The organism is Edaphobacter aggregans DSM 19364, assembly GCF_000745965.1.
Taxonomy (GTDB): domain Bacteria; phylum Acidobacteriota; class Terriglobia; order Terriglobales; family Acidobacteriaceae; genus Edaphobacter; species Edaphobacter aggregans.
Window position 1 is genome coordinate 1 of record NZ_JQKI01000042.1, and the last position, 12577, is coordinate 12577.

Consider the following 12577-nt stretch of genomic DNA (forward strand, 5'->3'; position numbering starts at 1 on the left):
GAGCGTAGGGCCAGGATCAGAGCGACAGCATCGTCGGACGCGGTATCCGTATCGACTAACAACTTACGCAAGAACGCTCCCCCAACTCAGGTCCAACATAGTGCAAACCCTCAGCAAGTTACAAACTTTGGAAATTCATTAGTCTCAGTTGGCGCTAAATCTCTAGTGCCGTATCGACAGCGCTCCGCGTGAAGGGATTCGCGTTTGCCTGGGCACTTGGGCGGAGCGGTGTGGATACGGCGATTTGCGCTAAGCCGCTAGCGCGGTGGATGTATGGGGATTGAATGGACTTTGCGGGAAGCTTCGTACAAGCTAAACACTTCCGCATTTGCTCCCGAATCTCGGGCAAATCCGGAAGTGAACCTCCGTAGTGCCTGAAAGTCCGGATTTCGGCAAGTTCAGCTTTGAACTTACAGTTAAGTGAGATGAGAAGGTCCTTCGGATACGCGAGAGACTATGCGCATGAAAACTCATCCGCAGTATTTCATCTCAAAATCACGCAGAAGTTCCAAGGCCGGGATGACGATCGGGATCGACCTTGGGGACATCTGGAGCCATTAATGCACGCTCAACGAAGACGGCGAGGTGGTCGACCGAGGCCGGTTCCAAACCAACCCGTCTGGAGTGGACAAGCGCTTCCGGGAACTCGAACGCGTCCGAGTTGCCATGGAGACCGGAACCCACTCGATCTGGGTCAGTGAGCAGATCCAGGAGCTAGGCCACGAGGTGATCGTAGCCAACGTGCGCGAGCTGCGGTCCATCTCGCACAGCGACCGCAAGAGCGACCAGGTGGACCCCGAGAAGATCGCCCGCTATGCACGGCTTGATCCGCAGATTCTGCGGCCGATCGCGCATCGCTCGGTGGCGCAGCAGGAGACGCTGACTCTGATCCGCGCTCGCGACGTCCTGGTGCGTCTCCGAACCGGTGCGGTGAACTCGATACGCGGACTGGTCAAGCCCTGCGGGTATCGGCTGCCTGCGTCCTCCACACTGACCTTCGCGAAGCGTTGTCTGGCCGTGTTGCCGCCGGGTCTGGCTCAGGCGCTTGGCCCTCTACTCCATCAGATCGCCGATATGACGGTGAGATCAAGCAGTACGACCGCGAAATCCAAAAGCTGACGGAGATATCCGGAGACGCAGGCGCTGATCAAGGTCTACGGTGTAGGCCATCTGACGGCGTTGACCTTCGTGCTGACACTGGGCAACAAGCAGCGCTTCCAGCGAAGTCGTGATGTCGGATGTTATCTCGGCCTGCGTCCGAGGCGCAGTCAGTCCGGCGACAGTGACCCACAGCTTGGAATTACCAAAGCCGGTAACGGATACTTGCGACAGTTGCTGGTCGAGTGCGCCAACCATGTCATCGGGCCACACGGCAAAGACTCAACCTTGCGAAGATGGGGTCTCAGCCTGGGTGCCCGTGGCGGAAGCCATGCGCGAAGACGAGCCGTGGTGGCCGTCGCCCGCGGGAAAGCAGCCTTCCCCGTAAGGTCGCCCAGCAGGTAACCGGGCTGAAGTATGTAGACCTTCGTACTCTTGTACAAGCTGGCCGAGCCCCCGTACCTTTGACGTGCTTGTTCTAAACCTGAATCACCGGGTATTTAGTTTCAGTCATTTGCCTTGGAGTCGCGACCTCGTTTGAACCATGCTCTAATCGTGTCCTCCTGCAATGCTATTTGATAGCGAGATTTATTGAGTGGATGAGGTGTAGACGACCACGGACATCCGCACGCTCCTACGATTTCGCTGAAGGGTGACATACCATTACGACACAGCCCAGCTTCATTTCCGACTGCACTCCACGCTATTCATGCGTTTTACGGGCGTCACGTTCTAAAGGCAAAGAACGGGATACAGAATCAGGACTCGACTATTTCGGCACGTCATTATAGCTTCGCAAGAGTCACGCTATGCCTAGGCTCCCAGTCTTTCCAACAGAAGCTCGCCGTGACATTGGCGACCCGTGGAATGTTGCGCCGGGTCCTGTCCTTCGGTCTCGAGCTCGAAGTCCTCGACCCCGACGGCGCCAGCGACCTCAAGCAGGTTCGCAAATATCCACACTATCGAATTGCAAACCGTGTCCTGTGGGCAGCATGGCGGCGTCTACCAGCAACCAGTTATTCGGCTACACTTCCAGTTGTTTTCTCCTCCACCTATGCCGACTGGCTCATATCCCGATGGATCCCAACGAGCGATATATTTCACGGCTGGGCCGGCCTCAGTCTCACCAGTCTGCGAGTTGCGAAACAGCACGGCGCTGTCACCATGCTGGAAAATCCAACCATGCATCCCTGCGACTGGCAGAAAGCTGTGCTCGAAGAGTGTGACACCTTCGGCGTCCGGCCCCGCGACTGCCGCGCCGTTCTGCCATCTCTCCTTATCGAGCGCATGGATCGGGAATACACCGTCTGCGACTTCATCATCGTGCCTTCTTCGCTAGCCCGCCAGAGCTTCGAGCAGTCGGGACATCCAGGCAAGGCCATCGTCGTCCACGCTGGCGTCGATCATCATTTCTTCACCCCATCCGCCACGCCGCCATCCCAGGAGATCTTCCGCGTCTGTTACACCGGGCGCGTGGAGCTGGCCAAGGGAATCCCTTACCTGCTCCAGGCCTGGAAGCAGCTAGCCCTCCCTAACGCAGAGCTTGTCCTCATCGGTCAGGTAGCGCCGGAGCTCCGCTCCCTCGTGGCGAAGTATGCTCTTCCAAACGTCCGTTTCGTCGGTTTTCTTCCCGCCAGCCAGGTAGCGGACTGGTATCGAGCCTCAAATCTTTTTGCCTTCCCATCCGTAAATGAAGGCCTGGCCCGCGTCCTCCTCGAGGCCATGTCTTCGGGCCTTCCCATCGTCGCCACCAGCCGGTCAGGCGGAGAAGACTGCATCACACCCGGCTACGACGGCATCATCGTCCCACCCCGAGACGCGACAGCCCTGGCAGATGCCATCCTTTGGCACTTCCGCAACCGCGAGCAATCGGCAATCATGGGCAAGGCAGCCAGGGTTACCATCGAGCAGCGATTCACCGTGTCGCACTACGAAGAGCGAATGATCAGCGTCTACTCCTCCTGCAAGACTGAGGTCTCTCGCCAACCATCCAGCCACCGCGCTAGCGTCACCAACGCTCCGAAGGCTTAGCCGTTTAGGCAGTTTAGCTTCGTTTACTGCTGCGGTTACTGTTTGGTCGTTCAGGGAGCGTCGTCTGAATTTGTTTCCCGATGTCGATCATGGCATCATTCCGATGATGGTCTCTCCTATCATAGAATCCAAGCCGCCGCATACCGCAAAGCGCTCCCCTCGCTCTATTTTCGTCCTCTCATTCGCCGGCGCCCTGGTATTCCTCTACTTGCGAACCTTTCTGCTTCCCGCTATTCCCTTTGTAGGTACAGGTGACCAGATTCTGTTTTTCTCCCGGGCTGCGCGTGTCGTTCACGGCCAAGTTCCGTACCGCGACTTTTTCGAGCTTGTTCCTCCTGGCACTGACCTTCTCTATGCTGCAGCATTCCGCCTCTTCGGTATCCACGCTTGGGTCATGCAGGCTTGGGGCATCGCTATCGGGCTCGCTCTCTGCTGTGTCGTTACACGAATCGCCAGCAGGATACTCCGCGGACCGCTTATCCTGCTTCCGGCCCTGTTGTTTCTTGTTTTTGACTTCAATAGCGCCCTCGACCTGACCCACCACTGGTACAGCACACTCGCCGCACTGGCTGCGGTCAGCATACTTATGGGTGGCGCAAGCTGGCAGCGAATCTTCGCTGCCAGCTCACTCTGCGGATTAGCCACCCTCTTTACTCAGACTCAGGGCGCACTCATGTTTCTCTCTCTGGTCGTCTACCTGTTATGGCTCAAGCGGTCGGATGTCCAGGATTCCAGCACCCTAACGCAGTTCGCAGCTCTGCTTTTCCCATACGCCCTGATACTCTCCTGGGTCCTCGGATATTACATCCACAAAGCGGGTTTCCGTACCATCTTCTTCGACCTCGTCTTATTTCCGCTGAGATTTCTGTCTTCCGGTGAAGTCAACTCGCCCCTAACCTATCTCCATCAGATCCCATCGGTACATGTACCGGCCGACATCATTCGTCTGATCCCTTTCGTCTTCGTCTATGCTCTTGTTCCCTATATCTATCTCGTCGGATTTCACCAACTGTGGCGTAGGCGCAAAGTGCTGCCTGTTAGCCTTCGGCAGCACCTCGTTCTTCTTCATCTGGTCGGTCTCGGCCTCTTCCTGGCTGTCGCCAGCGGTCCCAGATTCTTTCGTCTCAGCACGGTCGCTCCGCCTGCCATCCTTATCTGCACCTGGCTCATTAGCCAGCAGAGTCCCGCATGTCGGTTCGTCCGCAATCTATTATGCGTTTTGGCGGCTGTCTTTGCTCTGTTACTGCCGTTGCGCCGCCAGACTCAGTGGCACGCCACTCTGAATTTGCCTATTGGCCAGACGGCCTTCAGCGACAGCTTCACCTTCCACGAATTTCAATGGCTCGCCCAACAAACCCATCCATCCGAGCTCTTCTTCAACAACTCCACCCTCTGCCTCTATCTCTCGTTGGACAATCCCACCGCCTCCGAGTTCGTTAACTACGATGACTTCACCCGGCCCGAGCAGGTAGCTGCGGTCATCCAGTCGCTCCAACGCCACCCGCCACACTTCATCGCATTGCTTCCGGAAAGCGCGACCTTCTCAGATGTTCACGACCATGCCGTACCTTTCCGTCAGTACATTTATGACAATTACCACTTGACCCAAATCTTCTACTTGAACGGCAGCTCGCGATACGAAGAACAACTCTGGGAACTCGGACCAAAACCATTTGAGTGAGTCTGTATTGGTAAATTCGTGGCTACGAACAAGCCCGGACGTCAGTTCCCCTCACTTCAATTTTGGATAGGAACTCTTCACGCCGCCTGCGGTTCTCTACCGTGTCTGCTTCCATTGCGTCACGCAGCCCAGATTCTGACATTGACTACAGCGCTTGCCGATATACAACCAGCGAATCTCGCCATCCTCGTACAGCGAAAAGCCAACCCCTACGTTGGCGATCTTCGAAGAACATTCGATACAGGTCCACTCAACTGGACGGGCTTCCTGCCAGTACTCCTCGCTATCACATAGAAGGTGTTCGACACCGCAGGATGCACAAACCCGCTTAGCGCATCCCTCGTCGTCGTCCGTTAGCAGGTAGAATCCGTCTCCACCACAATTACAAATTGAGGATCGAAACTCATGATCAGATAGGCATCGGATGCAAACGCCTCTAACTTTTGCCTCAGCATTGAGCGTATCTCCCGCCCCCAAACTTGTGTCATTTGACCGAGTTTCGAACCTGTTTTACACATAGCTCTCGCGATTCCCACGAGCGGGCGCACCACTCACGCGGACATGTCAGCGCAGACTTACAGTCCGCCGGTAGTTTGGGATGCTGCCAGGGGAATTGTGGATCGGCAAATAGCACGTCTGATCGACCCTATGTAAGAAAGAGAGGACCGATGGATCCCAATATTGAGAAGCTCCTGTATTCGCGTCAGGATGCCGCGGTGGCGCTCAGCGTCAGTCTCCGATCAATCGACTACCTGATTTCCGATGGTAAGCTGACCACTCGAAGGATCGGAAGGAAAACCCTGATACCAGTAACCGAGATTCGACGGTTTGCACGCGGAGACCATCCCGAAGGAATAAGAATGGACGCCCGGCGTACTTCACAATCCCAACTCACAGGAAGTGGCAGTTGACCCTCCCGGTATCTACCACAGTGCAAACGATTTCTGCAGGAGAGTGCCCCAAACATTACTGGAATGAGCAACCTTCCTGTTGCGGGGCACTATTGAAATACTCGCCCACTACCTTCGACGAGAGCCGCTCTGATAGACACTATCCAGTCCGAACCGGCATCACAAGTCTAAGCAGTTTTCAGGTGATCTTTTTCAGGTGATATGACGAGGCAGCATCGAGGCATGTCGCGATCGCATAAAAAGCTACGGGGGATCTACGAAAATCCGCCGGGATCGGGGATCTTCTTCATCCAGTACTTCGACGTGGCCGGGAAACGCAGGCGCGAAAAGGCGGGCCGCAAGTCAGACGCTATTAACCTACTTGCTAAACGACGAACCGAGAAATTGCAACAGAGGAAACTCCCTGAGACTCTGCGCCGTGGATTAGTCACCTTCGATGAACTCGCCGAGGATGCGCTGGAACACAGCAGAGCCGAGAACGGCGAAGCAACGTCGTATAACCTTGCGCTGAAGATCTCCGTTTTTCGTCATGAGTTCGGGAAACGTGCGGTGGAAGAAATCACAAAACAGGAGATCGTGCGTTTCTTGCAGGAGCAAGCGGAGGAACGCAATTGGTCCCCGGGAAGCGTAAACCGTTGGCAAGCAGCTCTATCGCTCATTTTCCGCGTTGGTATGGACAACGGGAAAATCTCACTGAACCCCGCGGCCAAGATCAAGCGAAAGACAGAGAACAGAGGCCGCGTCCGCTTTCTATCCGCAAAGGAAGAGCAAGTACTGCGTAACGAAATTGCGAAGAGCTACCCCCAACATCTTTCCGCTTTTGAAGTCAGCATTCACACCGGAATACGTGCAGGAGAGCAATTTCGGATTCGGTGGTCCGATATCGATTTTGACCGGCGCATCCTAACCATCCCAAAGACGAAAAACGGGGACACTCGTCATATTCCTCTGAATCAGAAAGCGCTCTCGGCGTTCCGACAGCTCCACAAGGATGGACCAGGTGCGGAGTGGGTTTTCGTGAACTCGGAGGGCAATCAGTTGCGCAATCAAAGAGACTGGTTCGATCGGGTTCTCGAGAATACCAAGCTCCCTAACTACACTTGGCATTGCAATCGTCACACCTTTGCCAGTAGGCTGGTCATGGCAGGCGTGGATCTTCGCACCGTCGGTGAGCTGTTGGGTCACCGAAGCTTTCAAAATGACGCTGCGCTATGCCCATCTGGCTGCGGATCATAAACAGAGTGCAGTGGACCGGCTCTGCGATTCCGCACCTATAAGACAACGTAGAACGGCCGGGAAGCACCTTCAGTAGAATTACCTGCTGAGGTAGGGGATGCGGGAGTGGCGAAATGGCAGACGCACTTGGTTTAGGTCCAAGCGGAGCAATCCGTGGGGGTTCGAGTCCCTTCTCCCGCACCAAATAAACACGATTGCCTTCGGCGGTCGGCAACATGCTTCACGTTTTCGTTTTACGCCCGACCAACAGTTCAGCAATTCAGTTGGTCTGCAGATGTATGATCGATCGAGAGCGCTTTGAAAGCTCTCCCTAACGGATGGAACCGCGCAATTGAAAAATCGAAGTGCCACCGCTTGTGCCACCAGTTGGAAATTATTTCTGTAACTGTTGATTTTGCAGTAGATAGCCGCTAGACGCACCAGACTTAGGATCTGGCGGGGCAACCCGTGGGGGTTCAAGTCCCCCTTTCGCACCAATCTCTTTTGAAAGCGACACCATGAGTCAGTCCAAGCCGCCCGCCGAGCCCAAGCTCAACCTCTCCACCACACCGGACTACCGCGACGGCTACGCCAACAGCGTCCAGGTCCGCATGTCCGTCTGGGACTTCCTGCTCGTCTTCGGAACTATGACACAAGACTCCCCCGACGAGCTCAGCGTCAAAAACTTCCAGGGCATTTACCTCAGCCCCCAGCAGGCTAAAGCCCTCGTCAACGTCCTGGCCCACAACCTCGCCCAGTACGAGCAGGCGTTCGGCCCCATCGCGCTCGATCAGCAAGTCCCTCAGCCCGGCGGTCCCGTCCACTAAAGCCAAGCGCGTGCGACCCTCAGCCCTCCGCAACCGCCGCGCCCCCGCCGACATCCCGCTCGGGATGCTCTATCCGCTGTTCTTCGCGGCCGTCTATCTCTCCCACATCACCCTCCTCCGCTTGCCCTACTTCTGGGACGAGGCCGGCTACTACATCCCCGCCGCCTGGGACTTCCTCCGCACCGGCTCGCTCATCCCCCAGACCACACTCACCAACGCCCATCCGCCGCTGCCCTCAATCCTGCTCGCCTCCTGGTGGCAACTCTCCGGCTACGTCATCAGCGGAACCCGCACCCTCATCGTCATGGTCACTGCAGCTGCGCTCCTCGCCGTCTTCCGCATGACGCGTTCGCTGCTCGACACGCCCGCCGCCATCGCCACCGTCGTGCTCACCGCTACCTACCCCATCTGGTTCGCGCAAAGCACGCTTGCCCACGCCGACATCTTCGCTGCTGCATTCACACTCTGGGGCCTCGCCCTCTACTTCGACCCCCAAGGCGAAAACCAGATCCTCGCCTCCGGCCTCTTCTCCTTCGCCGCCCTCTCCAAAGAGACGGCCATCGTCACCCCGCTTGCGCTCGCCTGCTTCGAAGCGTTCCTCCTCTTCCGCACGCGCACCAACTCCACCCAGCGCCGCGCGCACGCTCTCTGGGTCGTCTCGCTTCTCTCGCCCCTCATTCCGCTCGTTGCCTGGTACGCCTACCACCGCCACATGACCGGCTTCATCTTCGGCAACCCGGAGTACCTCCGCTACAACGCCACCGCCAACCTCGACCCCCACCGCATCGCGCTCTCGCTCTGGCACCGCATCCTGCACCTGTTCACCCACATGAACATGTACGTCCCGGTCGCCTGCGCCGTCTCCGCGCTCTTCATCCCCGTCCTCAGCGAACCCACGCCACGCCTGCTTCGGCGCACCCTCGCGGCCATCGCCGTCGTTCTCACTGCCAACTGGATCGCCTTCTCTGTCCTCGGCGGAGCACTCCTCACCCGTTACCTATTGCCCATGTACCCCCTCGTCCTTCTGCTCTGCGTCGCCGCATGGCAGAGGCATCTCAGGCGATGGTGGCTTCTCGCCGCGCTCAGCACCGCGGCGTTCCTCGCCGGCATCTGGATCAACCCACCCTACGCCTTCGCTCCAGAAGACAACCTCACCTATCGCGACATGGTCGTCCTCCACCAACAGGCCATCTCCGTCATCGAGCATCGCTTCCCCCACGCCACCGTCCTCACCGCGTGGCCCGCCTCAGCCGAGCTCACTCGCCCGGAACTCGGCTACACCCGTCATCCCGTCAAGGTCGCCCCCATCCAGAACTTCTCCCTCGACCAAATCCAGCAGGCCGCCCAGGACCCCGGAGCCTACGACGCCGCGCTCCTCTTCTCCACCAAGTGGGAGCCCCTCGCCGGCCGGCTCAACTTAGGCCGCGCCAACCAGCAGTCCGACACAAAGTACTTCGACTTCCACCACGACCTCTCCCCCACCGAGGCCGCCGCGCTCCTCCACGGTGAGATCGTCTGGCAGGCGCGCCGCAAGGGCGAGTGGGCCGCTGTCCTGCACTTCCCCCGCGCCGTCAGCGCCTCCCTCTCTCGCACTCGTTGATCGCGGCGGCCCGCCCGGGCCAAGCTCTATACTCAACCTGTGCAACGGCTCCTTCCACTCCGCTCCATTCTCCTTCGCTGCTCTCTCCTCGCCCTCCTTCTCACTGCCGCGCTCTCCGTCTCTGCCGCTCCATCGCAAAACCCAGACCCCGCCGCACCCGCCGGCCGAGTCGTTCTCGTCCTCCCCTTCGACAACCGCTCCGGCCAGCCCGACCTAGCCTGGATCGGCGAATCCTTCCCCGACACCCTCAACCAGCGGCTCACCTCCGCCGGATTCCTCACCATCTCCCGCGACGACCGCCAGTATGCGCTCGACCATCTCGGCTTCCCCACCGACTTCCGCCCCACCCGCGCCACCACCATCCGCATCGCCCAGACCCTCGACGCCAACTACGTCGTCATCGGCAGCTACAACATCGCCAATGGACGCATCTCCGTCCAGGCGCAGGTCCTCGAGATCAACAACCTCCGCAAGTCCTCACCCATCGAGGACTCCACCGAGCTCGCCCGCCTCTTCGACGTTCAGAACTCCCTCGCCTGGATGATCGCCCGTCACATCGACCCCCACTTCAACGTCGCCCAGCAGACCTTCCTCGCCGCCCCCGGACAGGTCAAGCTCAGCGCCTTTGAAAACTACATCCGCGGCATCTCGTCTACCACTCCGCAGGAGCGCCTCAAGCGCCTCCAGCTCGCCGTCCAGGAGGCCCCCACCTACACCGCCGCTCTGCTCGCGCTCGGAAAGACCCAGTATGCCCAGCGCGACTACGACCACGCCGCCAACACACTCTCCCGAATTCCCCCAAGCGACCGCCGCGCCCTCGAGGCCAGCTTCTACACCGGGCTCGCGCACTTCAACTCCGGCCACTACGCCGAAGCCGAAAAAGCCTTCGCCTTCGTCGCCACCCGGCTTCCCCTTCCCGAGGTCGTCAACAACCAGGCCGTCGCCTCCAGCCGCCAGGGCCACAACGCCACCGCTCTCTTCCAGCGCGCCGTCGCCGCCGACCCCAACGACCCCGACTATCACTACAACCTCGCCGTCTCCCTCTTCCGTCACGGTGACTTTGCCGGAGCCCAGCGCGAGGTCGACCAAACCCTCGAGCTCCGTCCCAAGGACACTGAAGCCCCTGAGCTCAAGGCGCTCATCGCCTACGGCCGTCCCGCCCCCATCGCGCCCACCGCTACCTCGACAACCACCCAGCCCACCGCAAAGCCTACTTCCACATCCTCCTTCGAGCCGCTTGAGCGCATCCGCCGCACCTACTCCGAGGCCACCTTCCGTCAGGCCGCCTTCCAGCTCGACCAGATGCGCGCCGCCCGTATGGCCACGCTTCCGCCCGCCGAGCAGTCCACCCAGTACGTCCAGCTTGGCCGCGACTACCTCGCCCAGGGCCTCATCCCCGAGGCCGAGCAGGAGTTCCAGTCCGCGCTCACCGTCAACCCCGACTCCGCCGAGGCCCGCGCCGGACTCGCCCAGGTCCGCGAGCAGAGTGGTGACCACGCCGCCGCCCGCACCGAAGCCCAAGCCTCCATCAAAATCAGCCCCAACGCACAGGCCTACCTCGTCCTCGCCCGCCTCGAGCTCAACGAGAACGAGACCAGCGCCTCCGCCGCCGACGTCGGCCGAGCCCTCAAGCTCGAGCCCACCAACACCGCCGCCCTCGGCATGAAACAAGCCCTCGCCGCCCGCGGCCAATCGCTCCCATGATTCGCCCATCACATCTCGGCACGATCACCCCGCATATAAAGTTCGCGCGAGGTCAAAAATCAAAACGTCATTCTGAGCGCAGCGAAGAACCCCCGCATTTTTTCCAGCGAGCCGCTGCTCTTTCTGAAAGGCAACTCGATAATTTCGCTCTCTTGCTGCTCGTCCTTCTCGCTTGCCTCTCTCCCGCCCTCGCCCAGCCCGCTCCCGTCCTCAAGCTCACCATCCACGACACCATCCAGCCCATCTCCGCCGGATACCTCGAACGTGGCCTCGCCGAGGCCTCCCGCCGCGGAGCCTCCGCCGTCCTCGTCTCGCTCGGAACCCCCGGCGGCCTTCTCGACTCCACACGCTCCATGGTCCAGGCCATCGAGCGCTCCCCCGTCCCAGTCATCGTCTACATCTCTCCCACGGGCAGCCGCGCCGGCTCAGCCGGCTTCTTTCTCCTCGTAGCCGCCGACGTAGCCGCCATGGCCCCCGGCACCAACACCGGCGCCGCCCACCCCATCGTCCAAGGCCGTCAGCTCGACCCCGTCCTCAAAGAGAAGATCGAGAACGACGCCACCGCCTTCCTCCGCTCCTACATCGCGCGCCGCGGCCGCAACCTCCAGGCCGCCGAAGACGCCGTCCGCAGCTCCAAGTCCTACAGCGACGAGGAGGCCCTCAAGCTCAACCTCATCGACCTCACCGCCCCCGACGACGCCGCTCTTCTTCGCGCCCTCGACGGCCGCCAGATCCGCCGCTTCGACGGCTCCACCCAGACCCTCCACCTTGCCGGAGCCCCCCTCGTCCTCCTCAAACCATCCGTCCGCGAACGCCTCCTCGGCCGGCTCGCCAACCCTGATTTCGCCGTCCTTGTCTTCGTCATCGGAGCCCTTCTCATCTACCTAGAGTTCAACGTCCCCGGCACTATCGTCCCCGGCTCCCTTGGCACGCTGCTCGTTCTCCTCGCCTTCTTCGGCCTCAATCTGCTTCCCATCCATCACACCGCCATCTTCCTGCTCCTCGCGGCCCTGGGCCTCATCGTCCTCGAAGCCAAGTTCCCCAGCCACGGCGCCCTCGCCCTCGCCGGAACCCTCTCGCTCGTCTTCGGCCTCGCCACCCTCGTTGACGGCCCCATTCCCGAGCAGCGCGTCCACACCTCCACCGCCATCGCCGCAGGCCTCGGCTTCGGACTCATCTCCTTCGGCCTCGCCTGGATCGCCCTCCGCGCGCGCCGCAACAAGATTCTGACCGGACCGCAGGCCATGATCGGCGGCATCGCCATCGTCCGCACTCCGCTTGCTCCCACCGGTCAGGTCGAGATTCGCGGGGAGCTGTGGGAGGCTCGTCTCCTCAATCCCGCCGCCTCATCGCCTCCCGCACCCGGCGCCAGCGTCCACGTCCTCGCCGTCGAAGGCCTCGTCCTGCTCGTCGAACCCTGAGCCTCGTTGCTCTACGCAGGCCGCAGTCCTTCTTCGTTCAGCGCCCGAAAACACACCCTCGCAAATCCAGAGTAGAAATCCAGAGTAGA

At 59.9% G+C, this 12577-nt stretch carries 9 protein-coding genes, 2 tRNA genes and 1 pseudogene; all 12 read left to right on the forward strand.

Features of this window, described 5'->3' with window-relative positions; genetic code table 11:
• Nucleotides 1-573: 573 nt before the first annotated feature.
• A pseudogene (locus Q363_RS36190) lies at nucleotides 574-1119 on the forward strand (IS110 family transposase); the annotation flags it as partial.
• Nucleotides 1120-1146: 27 nt separating this feature from the next.
• Nucleotides 1147-1503: a transposase gene (locus tag Q363_RS46320; protein ID WP_425387694.1), complete on the forward strand. Its 357-nt coding sequence runs from the start codon at nucleotides 1147-1149 to the stop codon at nucleotides 1501-1503.
• Nucleotides 1504-1965: 462 nt separating this feature from the next.
• Complete coding sequence (locus tag Q363_RS36195; RefSeq protein WP_051978879.1) at nucleotides 1966-3129, forward strand: glycosyltransferase family 4 protein; 1164 nt, start codon at nucleotides 1966-1968, stop codon at nucleotides 3127-3129.
• A 70-nt stretch (nucleotides 3130-3199) separates the two neighbouring features.
• The gene (locus tag Q363_RS16530) at nucleotides 3200-4810 is read left to right on the forward strand and encodes a hypothetical protein (protein WP_035352245.1); all 1611 of its coding nucleotides are present in this window, start codon (nucleotides 3200-3202) and stop codon (nucleotides 4808-4810) included.
• A gap of 668 nt (nucleotides 4811-5478) precedes the next feature.
• The gene (locus Q363_RS46325) at nucleotides 5479-5721 is read left to right on the forward strand and encodes a helix-turn-helix domain-containing protein (RefSeq protein WP_425387691.1); all 243 of its coding nucleotides are present in this window, start codon (nucleotides 5479-5481) and stop codon (nucleotides 5719-5721) included.
• A 222-nt stretch (nucleotides 5722-5943) separates the two neighbouring features.
• Nucleotides 5944-6957 carry a tyrosine-type recombinase/integrase gene (locus Q363_RS36200; RefSeq protein ID WP_051978880.1) on the forward strand — a complete coding sequence of 338 codons (1014 nt, stop codon included), beginning with the start codon at nucleotides 5944-5946 and terminating at the stop codon, nucleotides 6955-6957.
• 99 nt (nucleotides 6958-7056) lie between these two features.
• A tRNA-Leu gene (locus Q363_RS16545) sits at nucleotides 7057-7140 on the forward strand.
• 213 nt (nucleotides 7141-7353) lie between these two features.
• A tRNA-Leu gene (locus Q363_RS16550) sits at nucleotides 7354-7433 on the forward strand.
• Nucleotides 7434-7454: 21 nt separating this feature from the next.
• Complete coding sequence (locus tag Q363_RS16555) at nucleotides 7455-7763, forward strand: DUF3467 domain-containing protein (protein WP_035352247.1); 309 nt, start codon at nucleotides 7455-7457, stop codon at nucleotides 7761-7763.
• A 10-nt stretch (nucleotides 7764-7773) separates the two neighbouring features.
• Nucleotides 7774-9363: an ArnT family glycosyltransferase gene (locus Q363_RS16560; protein ID WP_035352249.1), complete on the forward strand. Its 1590-nt coding sequence runs from the start codon at nucleotides 7774-7776 to the stop codon at nucleotides 9361-9363.
• A gap of 39 nt (nucleotides 9364-9402) precedes the next feature.
• Entirely contained in the window at nucleotides 9403-11067 is a 1665-nt protein-coding gene (locus Q363_RS16565) for a tetratricopeptide repeat protein (RefSeq protein WP_035352251.1), read from the forward strand.
• A gap of 152 nt (nucleotides 11068-11219) precedes the next feature.
• The gene (locus tag Q363_RS16570) at nucleotides 11220-12488 is read left to right on the forward strand and encodes an NfeD family protein (RefSeq protein ID WP_035352253.1); all 1269 of its coding nucleotides are present in this window, start codon (nucleotides 11220-11222) and stop codon (nucleotides 12486-12488) included.
• The last annotated feature ends 89 nt before the right edge of the window (nucleotides 12489-12577 follow it).

Excerpts from the sequence above, each read along its gene's own strand:
- Q363_RS36195 (WP_051978879.1), top strand. The coding sequence starts at position 1,966 with ATGTTGCGCCGGGTCCTGTCCTTCGGTCTCGAGCTCGAAGTCCTCGAC.
- Q363_RS36200 (WP_051978880.1), top strand. The coding sequence starts at position 5,944 with ATGTCGCGATCGCATAAAAAGCTACGGGGGATCTACGAAAATCCGCCG.
- Q363_RS16555 (WP_035352247.1), top strand. The coding sequence starts at position 7,455 with ATGAGTCAGTCCAAGCCGCCCGCCGAGCCCAAGCTCAACCTCTCCACC.
- Q363_RS46325 (WP_425387691.1), top strand. The coding sequence starts at position 5,479 with ATGGATCCCAATATTGAGAAGCTCCTGTATTCGCGTCAGGATGCCGCG.